Raw genomic sequence first — 25,670 nt, 5'->3', positions numbered from 1 at the left:
GGTCAGCTCCTCCTTGTTTCGGTGTCGTCCGTCTCGTTCTGCCTGGTACTCGGTGCCTGAGCGCCCAATGCCTGGGTACCCAGCGCGGCCGCGGTCACGGCGCCATCGGCGACCCGGATGCGCAGTTGACTGCCCGCGGGCGCGTCCTCGATCGTGCGCACCACATGCCGCTCGGTGCCCGCGACGCGTTGCACGACAGCGTAGCCACGAGCCATGGTGGCGGCCGGGCCCACCGCGGTCAGCTTCTCCCGCAGGTGGCGGGTCGCGGTGGCCTCGGTGCGAATGAACTGCTCGGCGCAGCGGCGGGCCGACGCCCGCAGACGCTCGACTTCCTCACGGCGGCGGTCGATTTCGCGCAGCGGGTCGGCGAGCACGGGGCGCGAACGCAGTTGGGTCAGCGCGCGGGTCTCGCGGTCGACCCAGCCACGCAACGCGGCGGCGGAGCGGGCGCGCATATCGCGCACACCGGCCAATTCCGCGGCGGCGTCGGGCACGACCCGTTTGGCGGCGTCGGTGGGGGTCGCGGCGCGCAGGTCGGCGACGAGATCGCTGAGCGGGTTGTCGGGTTCGTGGCCGATCGCGCTGACGATCGGGGTGGTCGCGGCGACGATGGCGCGGCAGAGCGCCTCATCGGAAAAGGGCAGCAGATCCTCGACGCTGCCGCCGCCCCGGGCCAGCACGATCACCTCGACGGACGGATCACGGTCGAGCTGGGTCAGCGCCTCCAGCATCTGCGGCACCGCGGTCGGTCCCTGCACGGCGGTATTGCGGATCTCGAAACGCACGGCGGGCCAGCGATTTCGGGCCACGGTCAGGACGTCGCGTTCGGCGGCACTGGCCCGGCCGGTGATCAGGCCGATGGTTTTGGGCAGGAACGGGATCGGCCGCTTGAGCCGGGGATCGAAGAGTCCCTCGGCCGCCAGCAGCGCCTTCAGCCGCTCGATGCGGGCGAGCAGTTCGCCGATGCCGACGGGTCGAATCTCGATGACGCGCAGGGACAGTGTGCCGCGGCCGGTGAAGAAGGAGAGCTTGCCGTAGACCACGACCCGGCTGCCTTCCTGCAGCGGGATCGCGGACTTGCGGATGAGGTCCGGGTCGCAGGTCACCGACAGCGACATGTCGGCGGACGGGTCGCGTAGCACCAGGAACGCGGTGCGGGTGCCAGGGCGCAGATTGATCTGGGTGATCTGGCCCTCGACCCAGATGCTGCCGAGCCGGTCGATCCACTGCGCGACCTTGATGGCGACAGAGCGGACCGGGAACGGTTGCTCAGCGGAACTTCCCGGGGCCGCGGGGGCTTGGGGTTGGTCGGCGGAGTTCGTTTCCCGGCCACCCGTCGATGGTGAGATCCGGGGTTCGGTCACTGGGCCCGCACGGTGGCGATCCGATTCGTCAGCATGGTCACGAACGGCGCCCTGGCACGGGTCTGCTGCTCGTAGTCCAGCAGCGCGGTGAGGTCTTCGACGGTCAGCATGCGCAACCGGGCGCGCAGCTGAGCGAGCGTCATGTTGGCGTAGTCGTAGCGGGTGGCTACTTCCGGCTCGCTGATCGCCGGGGCGGGGTCTTCCGCCCGGGCGATCTCCGGTTCTGTTTCCGGCTCAACGGTTTCCAGCTCGGCGATGGTCGGTACCGGAGCGGTGTGACCGTTGCGCTCGGCCGCGCGGGCGGTGGCTTCGACCGGTTCCCGGGTGAAGGCGGACGGTTCGGGTTCCTCGGCGGCATACAGGTCGAAGCGGCTGCTGCGGGCTGTACTGCTGGGAGTTTGCTCGGAAGGCAGGTCCTCGTCGAAGGTGGCCCACTCCGGCTGTTCCTCCGGAGCGTTGGCCAATCGGTCGAAGACCGCGTCGCCCTTGAGCGCCAGGCTGGTCACGAACTGCTGGACATGCATCGTCGTCTGCAGCATCTGGCTGATCGCGGTGATCGGGAAATTCATTGCGGCCGTAGGGAGCCGACGAGTTTCCTCAATGGCGTAAACGGCGGCACCGGCGGCTACCCGGGCCAGGAACGGTGGTCGAAACATGGTCCTAGCCTGCCCGAAATGGTGTGCTATGCAAAGGTCGGGGCTCACCGGACTGATTCTGGCCCATGAAACGGCGCGCTCGGAGCACGCCTCGCCGCCGCGCGAAGAGTTCGCCGGGCGCTGCCCGGACAGCGGTTGGTCGGTAGACGCACGTAAGCTGTCGGCATGTCCTCGGCCATACCCTTGAACGTCGGAATCGCCCGCTCAGCGGGTGCCGGAACCGCCGATCCCGTCGGCGGCAAGCGGGTGCTGCTCGCCGAGCCGCGGGGGTACTGCGCCGGCGTGGACCGGGCGGTGGAAACCGTCGAGAAGACGCTCGAAAAGCACGGTGCGCCGATCTACGTGCGCAAGGAGATCGTGCACAACCGCCACGTCGTGGAAACCCTGCGTGAGCAGGGCGTCATCTTTGTCGACGAGACCGATGAGGTGCCCGAGGGCTCGGTCGTCGTGTTCTCCGCGCACGGCGTCTCACCCGCGGTGCACGAGTCCGCCGCCGCCCGCAACCTGCACACCATCGACGCGACCTGCCCGCTGGTGACGAAGGTGCACCAGGAGGCCAAGCGCTTCGCCCGCGACGACTACGACATCCTGCTCATCGGCCACGAAGGCCACGAAGAAGTCGAGGGCACGGCGGGTGAGGCACCCGAGCACGTGCAGCTGGTGGACGGCCCCGCCTCGGTCGACAAGGTCACCGTCCGCGACGAGTCGAAAGTGATTTGGCTCTCACAGACCACGCTCAGCGTCGACGAGACGATGGAGACGGTGCAGCGCCTGCGTGAGCGCTTCCCCGCCCTGCAGGACCCGCCGAGCGACGACATCTGCTACGCCACCCAGAACCGTCAGGTTGCGGTCAAGGCAATGGCACCCGAATGCGATCTGGTGATCGTCGTCGGCTCGCGCAACTCCTCGAACTCGGTACGCCTGGTCGAGGTCGCCCTCAACGCCGGCGCCAAAGCCTCCTACCTGGTCGACTACGCCCGCGAAGTGGATCCCGCCTGGCTCGACGGCGTCCGCACCATCGGCATCACCTCGGGCGCGTCCGTCCCCGAGATCCTGGTCCGCGGCGTCCTGGACATGCTCGAAGAGCACGGCTACGCCGACGTCCAACCGGTAACCACCGCGAACGAGACTCTGGTCTTCGCCCTGCCCCGCGAGCTGCGCACAGCCCGTCGCTGACGCGGCGATCGGTCCGGTGCGGTAGGCCAGCCGGGCTGCACAGAGTTTCGGTGCGCGGCACACACGTAGTAGGCGTTGTGGGGTGCGCGGAGACTCTGTGAGTCTGCGGCGAGCGTTAAACCTGTGGTCCTGGTGCGGCTGGGCTGGCACTATCGCCGTCATGCCAGTAGCGATGACGCCTGAACACCTTGCCGCGCGCACGGCACGGGCGTTCGACGCGGCGGTTGCGGCGGGGCGTGGGCTCGGGCTCACGGTGGATGATGCGGCTGTGCTGTATGACGTGTTCTCCGTCGTCGTGCACCTCGCTCCGGCACCGGTGGTGGTGCGAGTGCCCACTGTGTTGCCGTCGTACCTGGACCTCGCGGCTCAGACAGCGCGACAGCGGGTCGAGCTCGATGTGGTGGCGTGGCTGGCGGAGCAGGGAGTTCCGGTGATTCCGCCGAGTCCGCTGGTGCCGAGGGAACCGGTGCAGCGCAACGGCTTCTCGATGACTTTCTGGCAGTTCGTCGACCAGGACAAGAACGTCGAACCCGACTATGCGCACAATTCTCGCTTGACCGCCGACCTGCATGCCGCGCTGCGCGGCTATCCGGGCGAGCTGTCGTTCCTGTCCGCGGCCGAACCGAGGATGATCACAACGGGACTGGCCGAGCTCGACGGGCGTCCGGATCTCGTCGACCCGGCTGACCTCCACCGCGCACGACGGGAATGGGCAGTCCTGGAACCTGTCGTCCGCTCGCGCGCGGCATTCGAGGCGGCGTTCCCCGGCATCGATCTCCAGCCGATTCACGGAGACGCCCCGGCGGCCAACATCATCGCCACCAAGGGTGGCGAACTGTACAGCGACTTCGAGCTGGTCACGCTCGGACCGGTCGAATGGGACCTGGCATCCATGGGTTCCGATTGCGAGGCGGCGTACAACTCGGCCGCGCGGCAACTAGGTCTGCGTCAGCTGGACGAGCGCGTGCTGCGCTTCGTCGACGCCGTAGGTATGTGCCGGGTGGTGGCGTGCCTTGCGCTGGTGCCGCAGTTGCCCATGCTCGCGGAGGCACTGAAACCGTCCATCGAGCACTGGCGGTCTACGCCATTTGCCGTCGATCTGGGTACCTGAACCGAGCCCGCGCCGGGACACCTATAGGTTCTCGGGCCTGCGGCGTTCGGTGCGGCTCGAATCACGTTCGCGGTAGCGAACATTGGGCTGCGGGTGCGGCGGCGGCATTTCGCCGCGGCGGCGAGGGGCGTTGCCGCGGGGTGGCTCGTTGTCCGTGCGCGGGATAGCGGGGGCAGGGCGGACGGGCCCGCGGGCGGCCGGGCGCCCTTCGCGTGGGCGAGCGGGTGCGGCGACCCGAGGCGGGGCGTCGGCCACGGGGGGTGTGGCGCGGCGGCTCGGCCGTGGGGTGTCTTCCTCGGGATCGAGATCGTCCGGTTCGTCCTTGGGACGCCGTGCGCGGCGACGTGCCGATTCGGCGAGGGAGGCGGCACTGGTACGTCCGGAGCGCGGGCGTTTGGCGGCGCGCCCTCCGCTGTCAGCGCGCCCGCCGCTGTCGCCGCGACGGGACTCCGTGGCGCGGCCGGACGGCTCGCCGCGGCGCTGCATCATGATGCGCGCGCCACCGATCAGCAGGACGAGCACGGTGGCCAGCATCATCGTGGGGAACCGCTCCACCAGCGGGACGGCCAGGTTCAGCAGGATGTCCTTGATGGAGGTCGCGGGCCGACCGGTCAGCTGCTGGTAGGCCAGTGGAACGGCGACCGAAAGCAGCAACGGCGGCAACACCATGGTCGTGAACAGGCCGCGGTAGCGGACGGTCAGCACGGCTGCCAGACAACCGACGACGTACAGCGCGGCGAAAGTACCGGTCAGGTCGGTACTGTCGCCGTTCGCATCGATCAAGAACCCCAGAAACGTGCAGGCAACCGCGATCAGGACCGCCGCGCCCACCGGGAGCCCCGGGACCGTCGGCAGAATCGACCGTTGCGGCGCGGGCACCCGGGTTCGCACACGTTGGGAAGCAGCCACATTATGAACACTAACCTTCGCCGCGCCCGACGGCGTTATGGCACGGCGGTTGCCCCGGGCTAATCACCGGCGTCGGCGAAGCCCACCGCGCGTGGCCAGGAATCCACCCGGTGGATTGCCGGCACCTCCTGTTCCGCGATTTCCAGGTCGTGCAGTTTGCGCGCGGTGACCATGACCCGCGATTCCACCGACGCCACGGTGTAGTTGAAAGCGTCGACCGCCTTACCGAGTTGGGCGCCGAGGCGATCCAAATGCCTGCCCGTCATGCCGAGCCGGGCATACAACTCCTTACCTAATTGCTGAACGGTTGCCATATCTCGGGACAGCGCCTCCTGCCGCCAGCCGAACGCGACCGTGCGCAGCAACGCGATGAGCGTGGTGGGCGTCGCGAGGATCACGTTCCGGCCGAATGCGTACTCCAGCAACTCCGAGTCCGTGGTCAACGCGGCATCCAGGAACGGATCGCCGGGCACGAATAACACGACGAATTCCGGCGCCGGGTCGAAGGCCGCCCAGTACGCCTTATCGGCCAGCTGGTCGATATGCCCGCGCAGGTGTTTCGCGTGCCTGGTCAGATGCTCGGCCCGCAGATCGGGATCGTCGACCGTGCTGGCATCGAGATAGGCGCTGAACGGCACCTTGGCGTCGACCACGATGTGCCTGCCGCCCGCCAGGTTCACCACCAGGTCGGGCCGGACGTTGCCGGTTCGGTCGCTGGAGCCGTCGCCCCGGGCGGCGCGGGTCACCTGGGTATCGAAGTCGACGTGCCTCGTCATCCCGGCGAGTTCGACCACCCGCTCCAATTGGATCTCACCCCATCGCCCGCGCACCTGCGGCGCTCGCAACGCGGCAACCAGCTGACTGGTCTGGCTGGTGAGTTGCAGTGAAGTGCGCTGCATGCCCGCGACCTGCTCGCGCAGACTCGAATAGGCATTGATCCGATGGTGCTCGACCTGCTGGATGTGCTGGTTCAGCGCACCGACCGCCTCACGCAGCGGATCGACCATGGCCCCGATCGCGTGCGAATGTCGGCGCGCCGCATCCTCGTTCGCCGCAGTGAGCGACTGCCGCAGCAGCCGCTCGTTATCGGTGGCCGCGGCGAGTCTCGCCTCCGCTGCCGTCGCCCGATGTCCGGCGCGCGCGGCATGGCCGAGCCAGCCGAGCCCGACCCCTGCGGCGAACACCAGCATCAGTGCGACGAGCATCGGTGCGGTCATAGCGCAGATAGTGCCGCACCCCACCGACAAGAACTCTCCGGTGGGCAATTACACAGCGCCGTGTCGGCAAACGACAGTCAAGGCGCACAGACAAATCCACCCTGGTGCGCAGGAAACACCTGCGGACACGCCGCACCACGAGACGGCTATCCGACACGGCGGGCCCGGCAATTGAATTCTGTCGGTCCTCTCGCCTACGGTTTCGCGGATGCGGATGCTGCACACCTCGGACTGGCACATCGGGCGCACGTTCCACGGGGTCGATCTGCTTGCCGATCAGGCTCGTTCACTGACCGCGATCGCGGAGCTGGTGGCCGAGGAGTCGGTCGACGTGGTAGTACTGCCCGGCGACGTGTACGACCGGTCCATTCCGAGTGCCGACGCGATCGCGGTGTGCAACCGGGGATTCGAGGCCATCCGTGCGGCCGGTGCCCGGATCGTCGCCACCTCGGGTAACCACGATTCGCCTGCCCGCTTGGGCGCGGGCGCGAGTTTCGCGGCGGCGGGCGGACTGTATTTGCGCACCACCGTCGCCGATGTCGATCAGCCAGTGCTGCTCGACGATGAACACGGTCCGGTAGCGTTCTACGGCATCCCTTACCTGGAGCCGGAGATCACTCGCGCGGAACTCGGAGTGCCGCAAGCACGTTCGCACGCCGACATCCTCGATGCGGCAATGCGCCGGATCCGTGCCGACATCGCGCAACGCGACGGCACGCGCACGGTGGTGCTCGCCCACGCCTTCGTCGTCGGCGGCGAGGCGACCGGCTCGGAGCGCTCGATCTCGGTCGGCGGTGTGGAGACGGTGCCGATGGGCGCCTTCGACGGCATCGACTACGTCGCGCTCGGCCACCTGCATTCGCCGCAGACCCTCTCCGAATCCGTGCGCTATTGCGGGTCCCCGCTGCCGTATTCGTTCGCGGAGAGCTCGCACCGCAAGGCTGTGTGGCTGATCGAGCTCGATGCCGCCGGGTTGCATTCGGTCGAACGCCGAGACCTACCCGTGGTCCGCGGGCTGACCAGACTCACCGGCACCCTCGACGAGTTGCTCACCGACGCGAGCCACGCGCCCGCCGAGGAGCACTACGTTTCCGCGGTGCTCACCGACTCGGCCCGGCCGGTCGACGCCATGCGCAAGCTGCGCGAACGATTCCCGCACGCGGTGCACGTCGAGTGGGTGCGACCGGAGGGCAACCCGGAGTTGCGCTACCGTGAGCGAGTGCACGGCCGCCGCGACACCGAAGTAGCGCAGAGCTTCCTCACCGACGTCCGCGGTGCGCCCAGCGCGGGCGAAATGGCCTGGCTCGAACGGGCACTGGCGGCAGCGGTCGCCGAACCGGATCGGGTGCTGACGGCCACCGACTCGGCAGCGGAACTTTCCGCGTGAGCGCGCGGCCTGCCGCGCGCCGAGTACCGCGGCCCGCCACGCGTCCAGCACCGCGGCCCGCGTCGCACGGTGGTGCGACTGCATGAGGCTGCACCGGCTGGAGATGACCGCGTTCGGCCCCTTCGCCGAGACCGCCGTCGTCGACTTCGACGCGCTCGGCGCCGATGGGCTCTTTCTGCTGCACGGGCAGACCGGCGCGGGCAAGACCACGGTGCTCGACGCGATCGCGTTCGCACTCTATGGCCGGGTCCCTGGCGCCCGCGGCGAAAGCAAGCGCTTACACTCCGATCACGCGCCGGAGCAGACGCCGCCGCAAGTGATCCTGGAGGCGACCCTCGGCGGGCGGCGGCTGCGATTGACCCGCATCCCGGAATTCGAACGCCCGAAGCTGCGTGGCACCGGCATGCGCACCGACCCACCCAAGGCGACCCTGGCCTGGCTGGACGGGCGCGGTGAAAACCTGTCCCGGATACCCGATATCGGCGACGAGATCATCCGCCTGCTCGGCATGAGCGCCGACCAGTTCTTCCAGGTGGTGCTGCTGCCGCAGGGCGATTTCGCGCGATTCCTGCGGGCGGACAACGAAGACCGGGAGAAGCTGCTCGAAAAGCTCTTCGACACCGAGCGTTTCGGCAGCGCCGAACAGTGGCTCGCCGACAAGCGCCGCGCCTCGTCCGCCGACCTGGACGCCCGTAAACAGGGCATCGACCGACTGATCGCGCAGGTCGGGGTCGCGGCAGGCGTCGGTGCGGCCGAGACCGCGGGCCCGCTGGAGGCCGTCAGCTGGTCTCAGGACCTGCTCGCCACCGCGCGCACCGACTTGACCACCGCGGCCATCGAAGCCGAACGCTGCCAACAGGAGTCGGTCCGGGTCCGCGCGCTCGCCGAGGAACAACGCCGCCTGCACGAGCTGCGCCGCCGAATGTCCACCGCCCGCAAGCAACTCGACGACTACGCCGCCGCCGTCGACCACCGCACTGCCCTGCAGGCCGAACTCGAACTGGCCCGCCGCGCCGAGCCGGTCGCGGCCGCCATCGATGAAGCCCGTGATGCCGTCATGCAGATGCGCCGTCGGGAGGGCGAAACCCGCAGCGCAGCGCGGCAATTGGCCGCCCGGCTGCTGGAACCCGGTGGTGCCGATCTCGGCGGCGTAGAACTCGTCCAGGTCGAGTACGCCGTACCTGACCACCAGGATGCCGACGGAATCCGTGTCGAGTCAGCGAGTGCGGGAAGCGGGGAGTCGAGAGTTCGACCGGAACGTGCGGATCGCGGTGGCACTCCGGTGGCGGCTCAGGCGGACGATCGGCCGGTCATCAGGGACGATGCCGACATCGATGCCGCGATCCGCCGCTGGAGCGCGCAGATCGGCGGGCTGGACGAGGTGCAGGCCGACGCGAAGGCGGCCACCCGGCTCACCCGCGAATTGGCGGGGCTACGTGACGAAGACGCGGCACTGAATACCCAGGTGACCAAACTGACCAGGCTGCGGGAGCAACTTCCCGGCTCCCTCGCGACTCTGGAGGCCCGCCTGCGCGTGGCCACGAACGCGGCCGCCATGCTCCCGACGCTGACCGCCGAATGTGAACGTTTGCAGACCGCTGCCGCCGCCGCGGTCGAACTCGCCTCTCGTAGAACAGGTCTGGACCACGCCAGAGTGGAGTTCGAGACGGCCCGCGCCGCCCACAACGACGCCAAGGAACGCGTCCTCGACTTGCGCGAGCGCAGGCTGGCGGGGATGGCCGCCGAATTGGCCGGTGGACTGATAGCCGGCCGGCCGTGCGCGGTCTGCGGTTCCGCCGACCACCCCGCGCCCGCTCGGCCCACCGCTACCGCCGTCTCCAAGGACGCCGAAGATGCCGCGGTAGCCGCCGAACGTGCCGCCGAGGACGCCCGCGACCGCGTGCTGGCCCGAATCACCGCTCTGGAGCGCGAGATCGAGGCGCTCACCGCCCGCGGTGGCGACGCCGACCGGGTCGAGTTGGCCGCCGCCCTGCGCGCCGCCACCGACCGCTACGAGGACACCGCCGAACTGGCGGCCCTCGCCGACGGCCTGACCGCCGAACTCGCCCGCCTGCGCACCGACGAGTCCCGCCTGCACGACGAACTCCGCGAATCCGATTCGCGCAGAAGCACGGTCGCTGCGAACATGGCCACCGCGACTACCCGCCTCGCCGAACTCAACGACCGCCTCCGGGCCGCCGCGGGCGCCGACGAAACCATCGACCGCCGCCGCGCCCGCCTCACCGCGCTGGTCACCGACGCCACCACCCTCCGCGACGCCCGTGCCGAAGCGGCTGCTGCCCGCGAACAGGTGGCGGTGATCGCCGACCGAGTCGAAAACCTGGCCCGCGCCGCGGGTTTCGTGCCTGAGCGGGAGGGCGCCGAACCCGCCTCCGATAGCTCCGATATCGACTCGGGCGGTGCGGCAACCGCACCGCGTGACGACGTGGCGCGGCTGACCGCGTATGCCCGAGTCGTCAACGCGGCCAGCCGGACTCCGCAACGGCAGGCGGAGATCGAAGCCGAACTGGTCTCCGCCGACCGTGCGCGGGCACACGCGCAAGCGGTTCTCGCGGAACCGGAGATCCAGGCGGCGGAAACCGTCGAGCCCGGTGACCTGGCCGAGCTCGACGCAATGGTCGCGGCCGCGCAGGCACAGCTGAACGCCGCCGTCGCCGTGCACGCCGAGGCAAGCAGGCGGGTGAGCCTGCTAGAGGATCTCGGCGGTCAGCTGTGGGCGGCGGTGGATCGAATCGCTCCGTTGCAGCGCACCCACGATGAATTGGCCGGTCTTGCCGAGGTGGTCGCGGGCCGCGGCGAGAACAATCGCCGGATGTCGCTGCGCTCTTATGTGCTCGCCGCCCGCCTGGAAGAAGTGGCCCAGGCGGGTTCGCTGCGCCTGCGCCGAATGTCAGGCGGCCGTTACGAATTCGTCCATTCGGACAAGGCGGGCCCGCGCGGCCGCCGCGGCGGACTCGGCCTGGACATCCGCGACGACTACACCGGCGCCATCCGTCCCGCCAAAACCCTCTCCGGCGGCGAAACATTCATGGCCTCACTGTCGTTGGCGCTCGGCCTGGCCGACACCGTCGCCGCCGAATCCGGCGGCCTCGTGCTGGACACCCTCTTCATCGACGAGGGCTTCGGCGGCCTGGACGCCGACACCCTCGACGCGGTCATGGGCGTCCTCGACGAACTCCGCGCGGGCGGCCGCGTCGTCGGCGTCGTCAGCCACGTCGACGAGATGCGCCAGCGCATCCCCAGCCGCCTGCACGTCCGCCGTGGCCGCAACGGCTCCCACCTGGAAGCCACCGTCGCCTGATTGGGTAACCGCCTGGCCGGGAGGCGCTGCGGCACTGTCGCTTGGTGCGCGGTCAGCTGTGCGCCGATACCGCACTCGTCACCGCCTGATCGACTCGCCTATCGCGCAGCAGCACCACCGTGAGCAGGCAACCCACCGCAGCGAGCCCGGCCGCCGCGGTGAATGCCACACCGAGTCCGGTGCGATAGGCGACATCCAGGTCGGCGGTGGACCGCTGTGCGACCATCTCGGCGAGCAACAACACCGCGGTGACACCGAGCCCGGAGCCGACCCGCTGCGCGGTGTTCACGATGCCTGCCGCGATACCTGCGTCCGCGGTGCCGACCGAGGTGACGGCGGGCGCGGTGACGCCGACGAAGGCCGCGGGCAAGCCGATGCCGAGCAGCACCGCGCCGGGCAGCACGTGGATGAGGTAGCTGCTGTGCTCAGGTGTCCAGGCGAACCAGAGCATCGCGATCGCCTGCAGACCGAGACCGGCCGCGAGCACGCGCCACGCACCTAGCCGGTCCAATGCGTAGGGCAGGACGGTCCGGGAGATGACGATGTTGACGACGGCCACCGGCAGTACCGCCAAGCCGGATCGGGTCGGGCTGTAGTCCTGGGTGTTCTGTAGATACAACGCCAACAGTGCGAAGGTCGGCACGTGCGCGGCGCCGACCAGTGCGTTCACCGCCGCCGAGCCACTCACCTTGCGAATCGCGAACAGTCGCAACGGCATCAGCGGATGCGAGCTGCGGGATTCGATCAGTACGAAGCAGCCGAGCAGCAGCAGGCCGACGCCGAGCGAGACGGCCGCGAGGGTGCGCGTACCGCTGTCCGCCAGCGCGCCGATGGCGTAGCCGATGATCAGCAGGGCCGAGGTGCCGACGATGGCGCCGGGCACGTCCAGCTTGCCCGTGGTGTCCCCATGGCGGCGATCGGCGGGCAACAACCGGACGCAGGCCAGGGCGAGGACACCCACCGGCAGGTTGATCAAGAAGATCGACGGCCAGCCGAACGCGTCGGTGAGCGGTCCGCCGACCGCCGTGCCGATGGCCGCGCCCGCGGCACCCATCGCGCTCCACACGCCGAAGGCCCGATTCCGTGCGGCGGGCGTGGTGAAACTCGCGGTCAGCAGCGCGAGCTGAGCCGGAATTACCACAGCGGCACCAACGCCCTGGAGGGCACGCGCGGCGATCAGCAGCGCGGGAGTTCCGGCGAAACCGGCCAAGGCCGAGGCGACGGTGAACACCGCCAGCCCGGTGACGAAGACGCGTCGCGGTCCGAACAGGTCCGCGACGCGCCCGCCCAGCAACATGAATCCGCCGAATGCCAGCAGGTACGCGTTGGTCACCCAGCCGAGCCCCGCTTCGTCGAGTCCGAGGTCGGCGCCGATGCTCGGCAGCGCCACGTTCAACACCGTCGTGTCCAGGAAGATCACCAGCTCGACGACCGTGATGAGGAGCAGGATCAGCCGGTCTTTCGGCCGGAATATGGCTCGTTCGGTCATGACGAGTCCTTTCACTAGAGTTCCGCTCTAGTGAGAATTTCACTGAAGTGCAACTCTAGTCAAGTAGGGTGGTGGTCATGAGTGGGAAGGACACCGGTGTACGGGCGGCAAAGACGACGGCGAACCGCGCGAAGATGCTCGCCGCCGCGCGGGAACTGTTCACCAGCCGCGGCTACACGGCCACGACGATGAAAGCCATCGCCGAGGAAGCGGGCATGGCGGTGCAGACGCTTTACTTCACCTTCGCGACCAAGCGCGCGATCCTGTCCGAACTGCTGGACGTCGAGATCGCCGGTGACACCGAACCGGTCGCCACCCTGGACCGGCCATGGTTCGCCGAAGCGGTGGCGGCAGCGCCCGCCGAGCAGATCCGACAGCAAGTCGCCGCGGCGGCAACGATTTTCGCGCGGGCCAGCCCACTGCTCGAGGTGATCCGATCGGCCGCGGCGACCGACCCGGAGCTCGCCGAATTGTGGCGGACGAACATTGCCCAGCGGCACACGGTACAGCTGCGCCTCGCCGAGGCACTGGCCGCGAAAACGCCCCTACGTCGCGGTATCGACGCGGCGCGGGCCGCCGATATCGCGCTGGCCGTGCTCGCCCCCGAGACCTATCACCTGCTGGTCCACGAGCGCGGCTGGTCCGCGGACGAGTGGGCGGACTGGGCCGCCGATTCGCTTGCGGTACAGCTACTTCCCTAGTGGCGTGAGTAGCGTGGGGTTCGCGCCTTCGTGATCGAGCAGCCAACGCTTGATCGGCAGCCCCCAGCGGAAACCGCCGAGCGCGCCGCCGATCCGGAAGATGCGGTGGCAGGGGACGAACAGCGCCGCCGCATTGCGCGCGCAGGCGTTCGCCGCGGCACGGGTGGCGTCCGGGCGGCCGGAGATGGCGGCGTACTCGGTGTAGGTGATGGGTGCTCCGGCGGGCACCTTGCGCAGGACTTCCCAAGCGTGCGAAAGGAATTCGCCCGACTGCTGACGGACCGGCACGGCGTCGATCGCGGTGAGATCACCTTCGTGATAGGCCGTGATGACGCGGGTGACTTCGCCGAGTGAATCCCGTCGGCGCAGTTCGGCCGGACGCAACGTCGGGTGGATCAGCGTACGCAGATTCTCCGCGTCGGCGGTCCAGCCGGAGGCCAGTACGACGCTGTCGGCGTCGACCAGGGTGGTGAACGGGCCGATCGGCGTCTCGACAGTCGCGAAATCCGCGGTTCCGGTGCCGATGTGGCGCTTCGGCGCACGAACAACCGTGGGGGCGTTCATGCTTCGGCACTCGCTTTCGAGGAGGCGGCCTTTGCCGCGGCGGTCTTGGATCGGTCGGCGCGATCGGTCAGCGCCGCCTTCCACAGATGCATGGACAGATACGAGCGCCACGGCGCCCAGCGGGAGGTGTCGGTGAGATCGACGCCGAGCAGCGCGGCACCCTGGCGAACCACCAGATCGGTGCTCAGCAGGATGTCCGGGTCGGCGAGCAGCCGCATGGTGACATAGTCGGCCGTCCACGGACCGACGCCGTCCAATGCGAGCAGCTCGCGACGCAGGTCGGCTGCGGTGCGCCCCTGGTGCAGCGCCAATTCGCCGCTGGCCAGCGCTTCGGCCGCGCCGATGATCGAGCGAATCCGCCGCGTCGGGCCGGTGAGCACCTCGGCCCCGCGTTCGGCGATCACCGCGGGGGTGGGGAACAGCAGGGGAATCGGACCGTCGACCCGGTCGCCGAGCGCCTCGACCAGCCGGGCGGTGTGCGTCGTCGCCGCCGACACCGAGATCTGCTGCCCGATCATGGTGCGCAGCAACAGTTCCGCTCCGTCGAGGCAGCCGGGCACGCGAATGCCCGGCGTGAGAACCGGCTGCCGACGCTTGACCGGGTCGAGCGCGGTCTCGGCGTCCGGCGGTGAGCCCGCACCCGCGTCCGGCAGTCGCACGGTATCCGGATCCGACAGCTCCGGCGCCGAAACCCGCTGTCCCGGAGGGACACCCAGCGCTTCATCGATGCCGATCGGATCGGCATCGAGGTCGAGTAGGTGGCGCAGGCGCGCCACGGTCGGTGCCAGGTCTCGCATGTCGTGCAGGGATAGTTCGGCGCGCACGTGATCGCGCTGGAAGCTGAGCCGGGTGGTCGCATGACCGTGCGGGGTCCGCAGATTCCTGGTGTAGGCGCGGTTTTCCCACAGCTCCATGCCGGGTGCCACATGCGAGGAGAGGAACCATTCCAGCCAGGTTCGATCGAGCGGCTCACGGTAGGGCAGTCGCAGGCTCAGCGAACCGTTGACGGCGGGCACCGGGCGGCCGTTCGCGTGGGATTTCGCCCGCTGTGCCTCGGCCCGCATGGTGGTCGGGCTGACCGCGAACACCTCGCGCACCGTGTCGTTGAACTGGCGGATGCTGGCGAAACCGGCGGCGAAGGCGATGTCCGACATCGGCATTGCCGTCGTCTGGATCAGCAGTCGCGCCGTGTGCGCGCGATGTGCGCGGGCCAGTGCCAGCGGACCCGCACCGAGTTCGGTGGTGAGCACGCGGGTCAACTGCCGCTGTGAATAGCCGAGAGTGGCGGCCAGCGCGGGCACGCCGCCGCGTTCGATCACCCCGTCGCCGATCAGCCTCATCGCACGGGCGGCCAGGTCGGCGCGGGTGTTCCAGAGCGGCGATCCGGGCGCCGCGTCCGGCAGGCACCGGCGGCAAGCCCGGTAGCCCGCCTGCTGTGCCGCCGCGGCCGTCGGCAGGAACGACACATTCGCCCGTTTCGGCGTGATCGCCGGACACGAAGGGCGGCAATAGATTCCGGTGGTCCGCACGGCGGTGAAGAACTGCCCGTCGAATCGGGAGTCCTTGGTCGATACCGCCCGGTAGCACCGCTCGAAATCCAACACCGTGATCGTCACGCCAACCACAATGTCAGGTAAGAACCTACTCTGCTAGCGGGAATCTGCCACGAACCTCCTAGCTGCCACCGGGGCAGGCAGAGCGGCGCCCTCATCGCACCGCCCTGCCGTGCCTCAGCAGCAGCGGTTCGCCGGCTTTCGGTCCGCCTCCGCGTGCCGCTGCCGCCAGTACTCGCGCTCCGTCGGAATCTCGCTGCCGGGATGGTTGCGCGTCAGGTGGGCGACATACCGCTGGTAGTCCTGCCCGCCGAGAATCGAGTTGAACCACCAGCCGACCGCGCGAACCGCTGTCGCACAGGCACTTCGAGCGGCAGCCAAGCGCCCCGGGACGGCCGGTCGAGCAGACCGGCCGTCCCGCGCGACAGCACTTACGGTCAATGCGTCGCTTTCACGTGCGCGGCGCCCGGTGCCCGGACCTTCCCCGATTCGATCAGGGCGTCCCATTCCCGTTGCACCTCCTTCTCGGTCGGCGTCGCGAAGAAGGCCTTCGGCGCGAAGATCTTCGACGGCTCGTCCGCGGTTTCACTGCTCGGCCCACCACCCGCTCGCCAGGCCCGCACACAGACCAGTACGCCGACTATCGCCACGATCAGCACCAGCACCGCGAAGACGATCGACAGGCTGCCCTGGATGAAGGTATTGCGTACCACCTTCTCCATATCCTCCGCCGTTTTGGCCGGCGCCACCACCTTTCCGGCGTCGAGAGCGGCGCTGTAGATGCTGTGCTGCTTCCAGTAGCCGAGCTTCGGGTCGGCGGAGAAGATCTTCTGCCAGGACGCCGTCATCGTCACCGTCAGATCCCAAACCAGCGGGATGCCGGGAATCCACGCCCACTTGATCAGGCCCTTCTTGATCACGATGGTCAGCACCACGGTGAGCGCGATGGCGGCGAGCAACTGGTTGGAGATGCCGAACAACGGATACAGCGTGTAGATGCCGCCCAGCGGATCGGTGACACCCATCAGCAGCACCGAACCCCACGCGGCGACCACGATCGCCGAGCACAGCCACGCACCCGGCCGCCAGGACGGATCCTTGAACTTGCTCGCGGGCCCGCCGAGGTTGCCCAGCGAATCCGACAGCATGAACCGCGCGACACGGGTGCCCGCGTCGATCGTGGTGAGGATGAACAGCGCCTCGAACATGATCGCGAAGTGGTACCAGAACGCCTTGAGGCCGGTGCCGCCGAGGAATCGGTGCAGCACCTCGGACATGCCGACGGCCAGCGTCGGCGCGCCGCCGGTGCGGGACACGATGCTGGTCTCGCCGACGTCCTTGGCCGCCTGGTCCAAATCGGCGGCGGTGATCGGATCTCCGGCCAGGCCAAGGCTATTGGTGTAGTTGGCTGCCTTCTCGGCGGTGCCGCCGGTGAGCCCGGCGCTGGCGTTCATCGCGAAGTACAGGTGCTGGTCGATGATGCTGGCGGTGATGATCGCCATGACCGCGACGAACGATTCCATCAGCATGCCGCCGTAGCCGATCATCCTGGCGTGCGACTGCTTCTCCAGCAGTTTCGGCGTGGTGCCCGAGGAGACCAGCGCGTGGAATCCGGAAAGCGCGCCGCACGCGATCGTGATGAACAGGAACGGAAACAGGCTGCCCGCGAAGGACGGACCGGTACCGCTGTGCGCGAACTGCGAGACCGCGGGCGCCTTCAGCACCGGCATGGTGATCAGCACGCCGACGGCGAGCAGGACGATGGTGCCGATCTTCATGAAGGTCGACAGGTAGTCGCGCGGCGCGAGCAGCAGCCAGACCGGCAGCACCGAGGCGATGAAACCGTAGGCGATCAGGAACCACGCGATGGTGGTGCCGGACAACGTGAACCAGTCCTGGCCCCAACCGGATCCGGCGACCCAGTTACCGGAGATGATGGCGAGCATCAGCAGCGCGAACCCGATGAGCGAGACCTCGCCGACCTTGCCCGGGCGGAAGAAGCGCAGGTACACGCCCATGAACAGAGCGATCGGGATGGTCATCGCGATGGAGAACACACCCCAGGGGCTGCCGCCGTGCAGCGTGCCGTCCGCGCCGGGTGTCGCGGCCAGCGCGTTCACCACGACGATGCCGAGCACCGCGAGCAGGATCATCATGATCACCAGCACGGCGATGATGGCGGCGACGCCGCCGACCACTCCGAGCTCGTCGCGGGCCATCTGCCCCAGGCTGCGGCCACGGCGGCGGGTCGAGGCCCACAGCACCAGATAGTCCTGCACCGCCCCGGCGAAGACGACGCCGAACACGATCCACAGCGTGCCCGGCAGATATCCCATCTGGGCGGCGAGGACGGGTCCGACGAGCGGCCCGGCGCCCGCGATGGCGGCGAAGTGGTGCCCGAACAGCACCCGCCGGTCCATTGGCATGTAGTCCTTGCCGTTTTCCAGGATCTCGGCAGGTGTTGCCTGGTCGTCGCGCGGTTTGGTGATCTTGTGTTCGATGAGCCTGGAATAGAACTGGTAGGCGAGCACGTAGGTACACACCGCCGCGACCACGATCCACACCGCGTTGACCGACTCGCCGCGGGCGATGGCGATGACCGCCCAGGCGATCGCGCCGACAATGGCGATTCCGGCGAAAATCCCCTTCTTAGCAGGGGTGATAGGCGAACGGTCCACGACACCCACGGGAGGTAGGTCGGGATCTGTCCGGAGGTATTCGATGGTCGCCATGCGAACTACTCTCCCGTGATATCGAGCTGGACTTGCTGAAACGTTGACAACGTAGCTGAACTGAAGCGCGTGTGAGCCGGACTTAGTGAAGTCTGAACATTGGGATACGGATCGCGGGTGCCACCAGGACTCGCACTGTGTGTTCCTACGAGTGGGGCCGGATCCGTCATGCGCGGCGGGTATGGGTGGCCCGCGGGACGCCAGCTGCCCGGTCGGCCGTTGTTCACGGCGTCCGGAGTTCGCGCGGACGAGTGGGCGTGTTCCCTCGCCCGGCGATGTTGCCATCCGTATGCTGCCATGCTGGCTCGGGCATTTGTCGGTCGGTACTCCCCGGCACCCGCACGCCGAGGTTCACGTATCCATCCGCCGACCGTGGAGGAGCTCGTGTCACCGGTTCGCCGTCGCACCCTGCTCGGCTCGGCGCTGGCTGTCCCGGTGCTGACCGCCTGCGCGGCCGCCGACGACGAGCTGACCTTCTTCTTCCAGGCCAGGCCGGAAGAGGCGCGGGTGCGGCTGCGGATCATCGAGGAATTCCAGAAGCGGCACCCGGACATCAGGATTCGCACCATCATGTCCGGTCCGGATCCGCAGCAGCAGCTGCTCACCTACTGCGCGGGCGGAAAGTGTCCGGATGTGATCATGGCGTGGGAGCTGCTCTATGCCGGGCTCGCCGAGCGTGGCGTGCTGCTGGATCTGCGTACCCTGCTCGATCGGGAACCGGCGTACGCGGAAACCTTGCGCCGGGACAGTTATCCGGCGTTGTACGACACCTTCACCTATGCCGGTGGGCAGTACGCGCTACCCGAACAGTGGTCCGGGGTGTTTCTGTATTACAACCGGGACCTGTTCGCCGACGCGGGGCTGACGCCGCCTGCTCGGTGGCGTGATGCCTGGTCGTTCGACGAATTCCTCGATGCCGCAGGCACGCTCACCCGTTCCGGGCGGACCCGGCAGTGGGGCTTCGCCGACGCTTGGGTGCCGTACTACTCGGCCGCCTGCTTCGGCATGAACAACGGCGCGGAGTGGTTCACGCCGTCGGTGGCGCCGGTCAGGACCAATCTCGGTGATCCCAGGTTCGCCGAAGGGTTCCAGTTCTACGCCGATCTCGCGGTGCGGCATCGGGTGGCACCGAAAGTCGCTGACCGGCTGTCGATTTCGGGACCCGATCTGTTCCGCGGCGGTCGGGCCGCGTTGGTGCTCGGTGGGCATTGGCTGTATTCGGAATTCGCGGGGCAGGATGACCTTTCCATCGACGTCACCGTGTTGCCTGTCGGGCCGCATGGCGGTCCCGGTGCGATCACCGCTGTCGGCAGTACCGGGCTGTCCATCGCGACGAACAGTCCGCGCATCGAACAGGCTTGGGAGTTCGTCAAATTCGCCACCGGACCGGTGGGGCAGGCCATTATCGCCGCGTCCGGGCTGTTCGTGCCGGTGCTGAAATCCGCGATGAGTTCACCCGGTTTCGCTGCCGCACACCATGACATCCGAAACCTCGACGTCTTCACCGACGGTCCCGACAGCTCCCGCCCGCTACCGATCACCCCCGCCTGGGGCAAAGTTTCCGCCCTCCTCGAACGCGGATCCACCCGCGTTCTCCGCGGCGCTGCCACTGCGGCCTCCCTCAACGGTCAGTTCACCGCGGACCTAGACGCTCTCCTGGTCCCGTGAGTGGCGCATGGCCGCGGAGGCGGGCTCACGATGATGTGCCGCGCGCCGAACGGGGGCAGTTGGCGCGGAAGCGGGAGCGGGCCGGGTGGGTGTTCGTGGCGCCGAATGTGGCGGCGGTGGGGGTCTTTCTGTTGTTTCCGTTGGGGTTTTCGTTGTATCTGAGTTTCTATTCGTGGGACTTGTTCCGGCCGATGCGGTTCGTGGGGGTGGAGAACTATCGGCGGTTGGTGGGGGCGGATCCGCTGTTTCTCATCGCGTTGCGGAACAGTGCGGTGTTCACCGTGCTCACGCTGGTGCCGACGGTGGTGATCGGGTTGGGGATCGCCGCGGCGTTGAATCGGAAGTTGGCCGGTATCGGGATCTTTCGGACGGTGGCGTTTCTGCCGCTGGTTGCCTCCACGGTGGCGATGGCGGTGGTGTGGCGGTTCATCTTCACCGACGACGGGGTGCTCGATACCGGGTTGGGCTGGTTCGGTGCGGGGCCGGTGCCGTGGTTGACCGATCCGGATTTGGCGTTGGTCTCGCTGAGTGTGGTGACGGTGTGGAAGAGCGTGCCATTCGCGACGGTCATCCTGCTGGCCGCGATGCAGGGGGTGCCGGAGCCGCTGTACGAGGCGGCGAAGATCGACGGAGCCGGTGCGCTGCGGCGGTTTTCGGCGATCACGCTGCCGCTGATCCGTGGGCCACTGTCGTTCGTCTTCGTGATCACCATCATCAATTCGGTGCAGGCGTTCGATCAGGTGTACGCGCTCACCGGGAGTAATGGGGGGCCGGAGACCGGCACCTATCTGCTGGGAATCATGTTGTTCCAGCACGCCTTCGGTTTCTACGAGGTCGGGTACGCATCGGCATTGGCGTGGGTGATCTTCGCGATCTTGTTGGTGCTCACCGTGGTGCAGTTGCGGTTTGCCCGGCGCGAGGCTGTTGACCTGTGAACACCGGCAGGGCGGAACGGGCGATCGTGCGGCGGGTGCTGCGGGGGATCGGGATCTATGCGGTGCTGATCGGGATCGCGTGGTGTGCGTTGGCGCCGATTCTGTGGGCACTGTCCGGGTCGTTGAAGCGGAGCGGGGAGATTGCCGAGCAAACGTTTCTTCCGGCGAGTCCGCAGTGGTCCAACTACGGCCTGGTCTTCGATCTGCTGCCGCTCGGGCGGATGCTGATCAATACCGCGGTGTACGCGGTGTGCGTCACCGCAGGCCAGGTGTTCTTCTGCTCGCTGGCCGGATATGCGTTCGCACGCTTGCGGTTTCGCGGGCGCGAGGTGCTGTTCGTCGCCTATCTCGGCACGCTGATGGTGCCGCTGACCGTGACGGTGATCCCGCAGTTCCTGTTGATGCGGGCGCTCGGTTGGGTGGATACGCCGTGGGCGATGATCGTGCCCGGCCTGTTCGGCAGCGCCTTCGGTACCTATCTGATGCGGCAGTTCTTCTACACCCTGCCAATGGAATTGGAGGAGGCAGCCATTCTGGACGGCTGCTCTACCTGGCAGGTCTACTGGCGAGTTCTGCTGCCGCACACCCGCCCCGCCCTGATGGTGCTCGCCGTCCTCACCTGGATCACCGTCTGGAACGACTTTCTGTGGCCGCTCGTCATGATTCAGCGCAATGAGATCGCCACCGCCACACTGGGATTAGTACGTCTACAAGGGCAGTATCACACTCAATGGCCGATCCTCATGGCCGCTTCGATGATCCTTCTGCTACCGCTGCTCGTGGTGTACGCGGTAGCTCAGCGTGCGTTCGTTCGCGGTATCGCTATGTCCGGACTCGGCGGCCGTTGAACGTTAGGGGCGTTGCCAGTTGGGGGAGCGGCCGAGGGCGGCGACGAGTCGATCGGTGGGTGCGGCCGAGTCGGGGACAGGGACAGCCTGCGCATAGCCGTTGACGCCGCGCAGCGGGCCGGTATCGGGTATCGACAGTGCGATGGGCAACGCTACGTCGACCAAGTTCTTGGGCAGGTCGGGGTCGACGCCCAAGGCTTTCGCGATATCCCAGCGGTGCACCAGCATGTCGGCGAAGTGGATCGACAGAAGGGACTCGGCCGAAAATTCCGCGCCGAACTTCGGCACCCTGATCGCCCGGCCTTCGGCCAGGGCGGAGCCGGTAGCGGTGATCCAGCGGGAAATCACCTGCCCGAAGGCTTTTCGGGGATCCTCGTCGAGCACCGCTGGCTCGGTCAGTAGCAGTTCGGACACCGCCTCGTGCTCAGAGTTCATGTGCTGCAGCAGGTCCCGCACCTGCCACCCGGTGCAGGGAGTCGGGGCCGCCAGATCGGCGTCGGTCAGTGCTTCGACGATTGGCACCAGATCATGCAGTGCACGGGCGTCTAGTTCGGAGATATTCATGCTCCAATTTAAGCGCGCGATCGTTCGTGCGTCTATATACGTTGGTCGCGCTTTGCGGCCGAGTTCGCGCCGGTCCGCAGGTGACGCGTAGTCGTGTGGCGCGCGGCTGGGGTGGGCGTGGTCGGGCGTGCGGGTGGGGCATGGTCGGGCGTGCGGGAGTGGTGCGTGACCCGGTGTGGGTGGGTGCTTGACCGGCATGTGTGGCGCACGACTGGCGTGCGGGTGGCCCGTGGCCGGAGTCGGCGTAGGGGATGTCTCGCGACGCTCGCGCGTGAGCGGCCCAACGGGGCCCGGTACCGTCAGGCCGTCACGAACGCGAACTATGTTGTGCGCAGGGCTATTCGCCCCAGTAGGTGCCGAAGCTCCAGAGGTTTCCCTCGGGGTCGCGGACGATGAAACCGCGTGAGCCGTAATCCTCGTCGCGCAAGCCGCGGACTACCTCGGCGCCCGCGGCGGTGGCTTGGGCGAACAAGGCGTCTGGGTCCTCGCAGACCACGTAGACCGAGTCGTGGCCCGGTGTGCGTTCGCCGAATGGGCCCGCGTCCTTGCACGAGGTGCCGAACATGATGCCCCCGCCGAGCGGCCAGCGCATTTCGCCGTGTTCGATGATCGACGGGTCGTCCTCGCGGGCGTAGAGCGCGGTCTGCCGGAAGCCGAACGCCTCGACGAGGAAGGAGGCCATGGCCCGCCCGTCGCGGAAGGCCATAGTCGGCCAGACGGCGGTGCGGGTGGTGGTTTCGGTGGTTGCTGGATTCGTCATGCCTTCAGCGTCACCCGGCGGACCCCGCGGGGTCTTGGACGGATGGAACTTCCTCGGCCAGCCAGGTCGTCGGGCTGGTGCCCGCGAGTTCGGCGAAGTCTCGGTTCAGATGGGCTTGGTCGTAGTAGCCGCAGGCGGCGGCGACCTGGGCGATGGACACGTACGAGGGGGTGTGTTCCAGCATCCGTCGGGCCCGCTCGAAGCGGATGATCCGGGCCGCCAGTTTCGGGCTCGAGCCGAATTCGTTGTTGAACCGGCGCGCGAGATGCTGTCTGCTCCAGCCGATTTCCTCGCCCAGCCGTCCGATCGACAGCGTCCCGCCGGATTGGACCAGCGTGCGCCACGCCCAGGTCAGCTCGGGGCCGACCACGTGATCCGGGCAGGCCATCCGGCTCAGGATCCGATCGCAGGCTGCGAAACGTTCCGGCCAAGCGGGCAACTCCTGCAACTGTTCCCACAGTTCGCTGCCCACCGGGCCGACGACATCGGCGCATTCCACCGACGTATCCCACAGCGCCGCCGCGGGCACGCCGAACAGCGCTCGGCTGCCCAGTGGCGTCAGTGCGACCGCCACACCCTCCTGGTAGCCCTCATGCGAGATGAGTGCCGAGTTCGCCTGTAACCCGCCGAGCGAACAGCGGTAGTCCTGTGGGGACTGTCGCGGATTCGTTTGCGCGACAACGTCGATGGGCGGCCCGATGCTGATGACGAAGGTCATGTGCGCCGACGGCAGCCCGCGATGCAGACCTGCCGCATATCCCGCCATGCGGTAACCCACGTAGTGATCGATGAACGGCGCGAGCATCGGGGCCGGCCGCGCCGTCACCACTTCGGTGCTCGGCTGCATACCGGTCACGCTACGCCGCGCCCTGGCTACCGCAAGGCGAATGCCACCTCTCGCCCTGACCCACCCCGCCGTACTAGCTGAACTCCGGGCACCCAGAAGCTGGCGTCGGCGAACGGGCATGACGGTAGCCGGATCCCGGACAACGCCACGGCCATGTCCCCTTGGGCTCTCTACGACTCCCCGAGCCGGTCGCTGGGGTTCGCGATCGGGACATGATGGTGCCGGTCCTCGGGCGATGCCTCGGCGATGTCCCGTTCGACACCCCGACCCCGGGGCTGGGGACATGACGGTGTCGGTTCTCGCACTATGCCGCTGCCATGTCCCGTTGGCTTCTCAAGGACTCGCCGAGCCCGGGGGGCGGGGGCGTCGAACGGGACATGAGGGGGCAGGTTCTCGGGCGATGCCGGAGCGATGTCCTGTTGGGCTCTCTAGAACTCATCGAGCCCGGCTCCGAAGTTCTCGAACGGGACGTGATGGTGTCGGTTCTCGCACTATGCCGCTGCCATGTCCCGTTGGTGCGCGGAGGCTTGGCGCTTTGGGCTCGGTGCCGTCGGAGACGGGGCCTGGCGGAGGGGGTTCGGGGGCGTCGGGGTACGTCCCGGTCGGGTAGGGGTGGGTCCGGCGGGCGGTGAGATGGAGCACTTGGGTTCGGAATTGGGTTGGGGCCCACTTGGGCCACTGGTTACCGTTGCGGCTTCTGACGATTTGTGGAGGTGTGATGCGGCGGGTCCAATACGAGCGCAGCGGTGGTCCTGAGGTGCTCGAGGTCGTGTCGGCTGAGGTGCCGACGCCCGGCCCCGGTGAACTTCTGGTCCGGGTCGAGGCGATCGGAGTGACCCTGCCGGTGGTGCGGAAGGTGCGCGAGCAGCGCGACCCGATCGCGCTGGGTGGCGAGGTCGCGGGCGAGGTGGTCGCGGTCGGCGAGGGCGTCACCGGATACGCGCCGGGGTACCGAGTGACCGGGCTGGTCTTCGGGCACGGATACGCCGACTACGCGCTGCTGTCGGTGGCGATGGCGTCCTCGATTCCCGACGGCGCGTCCGCCGTGGACGCGGTCGCGCTCGTGCGCAGCGGTTTGGTCGCACTGGGTGCCCTCGATGCCGCGAACCCGAAGGACGGCGAGTCGGCACTCATCACCGCCGCGGCCAGCGGGGTGGGGCATCTCGCGGTGCAGCTTGCGCGGGTGCGTGGCGCTTCGCGAGTGGTCGGTGCGGTCTCGGATCTGGCCAAGGCTGATTTCGTGCGCGGACTCGGCGCGGACGAGGTGATCGAGTACAGGCAGGAATCGTGGGGTGAACCCGTCGACTACGCGCTCGACGCGGTCGGCGGCGACCTGCTCGGCCCCGCCATCGCCGCCCTCGCACCCGGCGGACGATTGGTCGCCTACAGCTCCGGCGGCGGCACCATCCAGGCGTACGACCTGCTCGTCGGCGCCAAGTCGGTCATCGGCTTCCAGATGGCGCGGATCGCGAAGGGCCTGCCCGCCCTGTACGAGCAGTGGCGGCAGGAACTGTGGCAGTACGTCGCCTCGGGCCAGCTTCGGCCCGCGGTCCACGAGGAATTCGCGCTCGATGAGGCTGTCAAGGCGCACATGGTGATCGAGGAGCATGGCAACCAAGGCAAGGTCGTCCTGATCCCCTGATCACCGACGGCGGCTCACAGCTGGCGACCGCACCGGTTGTCACCCGAATCGATCTCACAGAGGCGTCCTGCGCCTCACAGGAGGTGTAGACCTTGTGAGGCGTGTGGACGCTCTGCGAGATCGATGGGCGAGTGGCCGACTGTCGGGCTGGGACGACGGGTTTCGGCGTCTCTGGCCCGGTAGGTCGTGGCAAGGCTCGCTCGGGCTGCACCGTGTCGGCTCGTT

21 protein-coding genes are annotated in these 25,670 nt (G+C 68.1%); 9 read left to right on the top strand and 12 right to left on the bottom strand.

Features of this window, described 5'->3' with window-relative positions:
• Positions 1-2: 2 nt before the first annotated feature.
• Both xseA and ACFK0J_RS34080 read right to left on the bottom strand, forming a co-directional pair.
• On the bottom strand, positions 3-1,349 hold the full coding sequence (gene xseA, locus ACFK0J_RS34085) for an exodeoxyribonuclease VII large subunit (protein WP_378743238.1): 1,347 nt from the start codon (positions 1,347-1,349) through the stop codon (positions 3-5).
• A gap of 11 nt (positions 1,350-1,360) precedes the next feature.
• Complete coding sequence (locus tag ACFK0J_RS34080) at positions 1,361-2,020, bottom strand: lipid droplet-associated protein (protein WP_378733814.1); 660 nt, start codon at positions 2,018-2,020, stop codon at positions 1,361-1,363.
• A gap of 165 nt (positions 2,021-2,185) precedes the next feature.
• Here ACFK0J_RS34080 and ACFK0J_RS34075 point away from each other — a divergent pair, with 165 nt between their 5' ends.
• A complete protein-coding gene (locus ACFK0J_RS34075; protein ID WP_218471465.1) occupies positions 2,186-3,196 on the top strand; it encodes a 4-hydroxy-3-methylbut-2-enyl diphosphate reductase in 1,011 nt (336 codons plus the stop codon).
• A gap of 160 nt (positions 3,197-3,356) precedes the next feature.
• Complete coding sequence (locus ACFK0J_RS34070) at positions 3,357-4,307, top strand: phosphotransferase family protein (protein WP_378733813.1); 951 nt, start codon at positions 3,357-3,359, stop codon at positions 4,305-4,307.
• Positions 4,308-4,328: 21 nt separating this feature from the next.
• On the opposite strand, the gene ACFK0J_RS34065 is transcribed toward ACFK0J_RS34070, so the two are convergent.
• A complete protein-coding gene (locus tag ACFK0J_RS34065) occupies positions 4,329-5,216 on the bottom strand; it encodes a DUF6542 domain-containing protein (RefSeq protein ID WP_378733812.1) in 888 nt (295 codons plus the stop codon).
• 59 nt (positions 5,217-5,275) lie between these two features.
• Positions 5,276-6,433 (bottom strand): DNA recombination protein RmuC, encoded by a 1,158-nt coding sequence (locus ACFK0J_RS34060; RefSeq protein ID WP_378733811.1) that lies wholly within the window; start codon positions 6,431-6,433, stop codon positions 5,276-5,278.
• Between the two features lie 208 nt (positions 6,434-6,641).
• On the opposite strand from ACFK0J_RS34060, the gene ACFK0J_RS34055 reads away from it, so the two are divergent.
• Both ACFK0J_RS34055 and ACFK0J_RS34050 read left to right on the top strand, forming a co-directional pair.
• Complete coding sequence (locus tag ACFK0J_RS34055; protein ID WP_378733810.1) at positions 6,642-7,820, top strand: exonuclease SbcCD subunit D; 1,179 nt, start codon at positions 6,642-6,644, stop codon at positions 7,818-7,820.
• A gap of 82 nt (positions 7,821-7,902) precedes the next feature.
• The gene (locus ACFK0J_RS34050) at positions 7,903-11,142 is read left to right on the top strand and encodes an AAA family ATPase (protein ID WP_378733809.1); all 3,240 of its coding nucleotides are present in this window, start codon (positions 7,903-7,905) and stop codon (positions 11,140-11,142) included.
• A 52-nt stretch (positions 11,143-11,194) separates the two neighbouring features.
• On the opposite strand, the gene ACFK0J_RS34045 is transcribed toward ACFK0J_RS34050, so the two are convergent.
• Positions 11,195-12,631 carry an MFS transporter gene (locus ACFK0J_RS34045; protein ID WP_378733808.1) on the bottom strand — a complete coding sequence of 479 codons (1,437 nt, stop codon included), beginning with the start codon at positions 12,629-12,631 and terminating at the stop codon, positions 11,195-11,197.
• A 77-nt stretch (positions 12,632-12,708) separates the two neighbouring features.
• On the opposite strand from ACFK0J_RS34045, the gene ACFK0J_RS34040 reads away from it, so the two are divergent.
• Positions 12,709-13,332 (top strand): helix-turn-helix domain-containing protein, encoded by a 624-nt coding sequence (locus tag ACFK0J_RS34040; RefSeq protein WP_378733807.1) that lies wholly within the window; start codon positions 12,709-12,711, stop codon positions 13,330-13,332.
• Here the strand turns inward: ACFK0J_RS34040 and ACFK0J_RS34035 are convergent.
• From ACFK0J_RS34035 to ACFK0J_RS34020, 4 genes are all read right to left on the bottom strand, one after another.
• Positions 13,321-13,896: a methylated-DNA--[protein]-cysteine S-methyltransferase gene (locus ACFK0J_RS34035; protein ID WP_378733805.1), complete on the bottom strand. Its 576-nt coding sequence runs from the start codon at positions 13,894-13,896 to the stop codon at positions 13,321-13,323. The genes ACFK0J_RS34040 and ACFK0J_RS34035 overlap by 12 nt on opposite strands.
• Positions 13,893-15,512 (bottom strand): DNA-3-methyladenine glycosylase 2 family protein, encoded by a 1,620-nt coding sequence (locus tag ACFK0J_RS34030; RefSeq protein WP_378733804.1) that lies wholly within the window; start codon positions 15,510-15,512, stop codon positions 13,893-13,895. The genes ACFK0J_RS34035 and ACFK0J_RS34030 overlap by 4 nt, the downstream gene beginning before the upstream one ends.
• Before the next feature lie 114 nt (positions 15,513-15,626).
• Positions 15,627-15,830: a YbdD/YjiX family protein gene (locus tag ACFK0J_RS34025; protein ID WP_378743236.1), complete on the bottom strand. Its 204-nt coding sequence runs from the start codon at positions 15,828-15,830 to the stop codon at positions 15,627-15,629.
• Positions 15,831-15,886: 56 nt separating this feature from the next.
• Positions 15,887-18,181 (bottom strand): carbon starvation CstA family protein, encoded by a 2,295-nt coding sequence (locus tag ACFK0J_RS34020; protein ID WP_378733803.1) that lies wholly within the window; start codon positions 18,179-18,181, stop codon positions 15,887-15,889.
• A gap of 384 nt (positions 18,182-18,565) precedes the next feature.
• Here ACFK0J_RS34020 and ACFK0J_RS34015 point away from each other — a divergent pair, with 384 nt between their 5' ends.
• Genes ACFK0J_RS34015 through ACFK0J_RS34005 form a run of 3 tightly spaced genes read left to right on the top strand, consistent with a single transcriptional unit; the run spans position 18,566 to position 21,632 of the window.
• Positions 18,566-19,849, top strand: a complete 1,284-nt coding sequence (locus tag ACFK0J_RS34015; RefSeq protein ID WP_378733802.1) for an ABC transporter substrate-binding protein — start codon at positions 18,566-18,568, stop codon at positions 19,847-19,849.
• Between the two features lie 59 nt (positions 19,850-19,908).
• Positions 19,909-20,784, top strand: a complete 876-nt coding sequence (locus tag ACFK0J_RS34010) for a carbohydrate ABC transporter permease (RefSeq protein WP_378743234.1) — start codon at positions 19,909-19,911, stop codon at positions 20,782-20,784.
• The gene (locus tag ACFK0J_RS34005) at positions 20,781-21,632 is read left to right on the top strand and encodes a carbohydrate ABC transporter permease (RefSeq protein WP_378733801.1); all 852 of its coding nucleotides are present in this window, start codon (positions 20,781-20,783) and stop codon (positions 21,630-21,632) included. Before ACFK0J_RS34010 ends, ACFK0J_RS34005 begins: the two co-directional genes overlap by 4 nt.
• Before the next feature lie 3 nt (positions 21,633-21,635).
• On the opposite strand, the gene ACFK0J_RS34000 is transcribed toward ACFK0J_RS34005, so the two are convergent.
• The 3 genes from ACFK0J_RS34000 to ACFK0J_RS33990 form a co-directional block, all read right to left on the bottom strand.
• Positions 21,636-22,196 carry a TIGR03086 family metal-binding protein gene (locus ACFK0J_RS34000; protein WP_378733800.1) on the bottom strand — a complete coding sequence of 187 codons (561 nt, stop codon included), beginning with the start codon at positions 22,194-22,196 and terminating at the stop codon, positions 21,636-21,638.
• 337 nt (positions 22,197-22,533) lie between these two features.
• Complete coding sequence (locus ACFK0J_RS33995; RefSeq protein WP_378733799.1) at positions 22,534-22,956, bottom strand: VOC family protein; 423 nt, start codon at positions 22,954-22,956, stop codon at positions 22,534-22,536.
• 10 nt (positions 22,957-22,966) lie between these two features.
• A complete protein-coding gene (locus ACFK0J_RS33990; RefSeq protein ID WP_378733798.1) occupies positions 22,967-23,803 on the bottom strand; it encodes a helix-turn-helix domain-containing protein in 837 nt (278 codons plus the stop codon).
• A 718-nt stretch (positions 23,804-24,521) separates the two neighbouring features.
• Here ACFK0J_RS33990 and ACFK0J_RS33985 point away from each other — a divergent pair.
• Positions 24,522-25,445, top strand: coding sequence for a zinc-binding alcohol dehydrogenase family protein (locus tag ACFK0J_RS33985; RefSeq protein ID WP_378733797.1), 924 nt, complete (start codon positions 24,522-24,524; stop codon positions 25,443-25,445).
• Positions 25,446-25,670 lie beyond the last annotated feature (225 nt).

This window comes from Nocardia brasiliensis (genome assembly GCF_042691675.1).
Lineage (GTDB): Bacteria > Actinomycetota > Actinomycetes > Mycobacteriales > Mycobacteriaceae > Nocardia > Nocardia brasiliensis_D.
The sequence above is the reverse complement of the archived record's forward strand: the minus strand, read 5'-3'. Positions and strand labels throughout refer to the sequence as shown.

Coding starts and splice junctions, on each gene's coding strand:
- ACFK0J_RS34080 (WP_378733814.1), bottom strand. CDS start 2,020: ATGTTTCGACCACCGTTCCTGGCCCGGGTAGCCGCCGGTGCCGCCGTT.
- ACFK0J_RS34075 (WP_218471465.1), top strand. CDS start 2,186: ATGTCCTCGGCCATACCCTTGAACGTCGGAATCGCCCGCTCAGCGGGT.
- ACFK0J_RS34070 (WP_378733813.1), top strand. CDS start 3,357: ATGCCAGTAGCGATGACGCCTGAACACCTTGCCGCGCGCACGGCACGG.
- ACFK0J_RS34060 (WP_378733811.1), bottom strand. CDS start 6,433: ATGACCGCACCGATGCTCGTCGCACTGATGCTGGTGTTCGCCGCAGGG.
- ACFK0J_RS34055 (WP_378733810.1), top strand. CDS start 6,642: ATGCGGATGCTGCACACCTCGGACTGGCACATCGGGCGCACGTTCCAC.
- ACFK0J_RS34050 (WP_378733809.1), top strand. CDS start 7,903: ATGAGGCTGCACCGGCTGGAGATGACCGCGTTCGGCCCCTTCGCCGAG.
- ACFK0J_RS34045 (WP_378733808.1), bottom strand. CDS start 12,631: ATGACCGAACGAGCCATATTCCGGCCGAAAGACCGGCTGATCCTGCTC.
- ACFK0J_RS34040 (WP_378733807.1), top strand. CDS start 12,709: ATGAGTGGGAAGGACACCGGTGTACGGGCGGCAAAGACGACGGCGAAC.
- ACFK0J_RS34035 (WP_378733805.1), bottom strand. CDS start 13,896: ATGAACGCCCCCACGGTTGTTCGTGCGCCGAAGCGCCACATCGGCACC.
- ACFK0J_RS34020 (WP_378733803.1), bottom strand. CDS start 18,181: ATGGCGACCATCGAATACCTCCGGACAGATCCCGACCTACCTCCCGTG.
- ACFK0J_RS34000 (WP_378733800.1), bottom strand. CDS start 22,196: ATGAATATCTCCGAACTAGACGCCCGTGCACTGCATGATCTGGTGCCA.
- ACFK0J_RS33995 (WP_378733799.1), bottom strand. CDS start 22,956: ATGACGAATCCAGCAACCACCGAAACCACCACCCGCACCGCCGTCTGG.
- ACFK0J_RS33990 (WP_378733798.1), bottom strand. CDS start 23,803: ATGCAGCCGAGCACCGAAGTGGTGACGGCGCGGCCGGCCCCGATGCTC.
- ACFK0J_RS33985 (WP_378733797.1), top strand. CDS start 24,522: ATGCGGCGGGTCCAATACGAGCGCAGCGGTGGTCCTGAGGTGCTCGAG.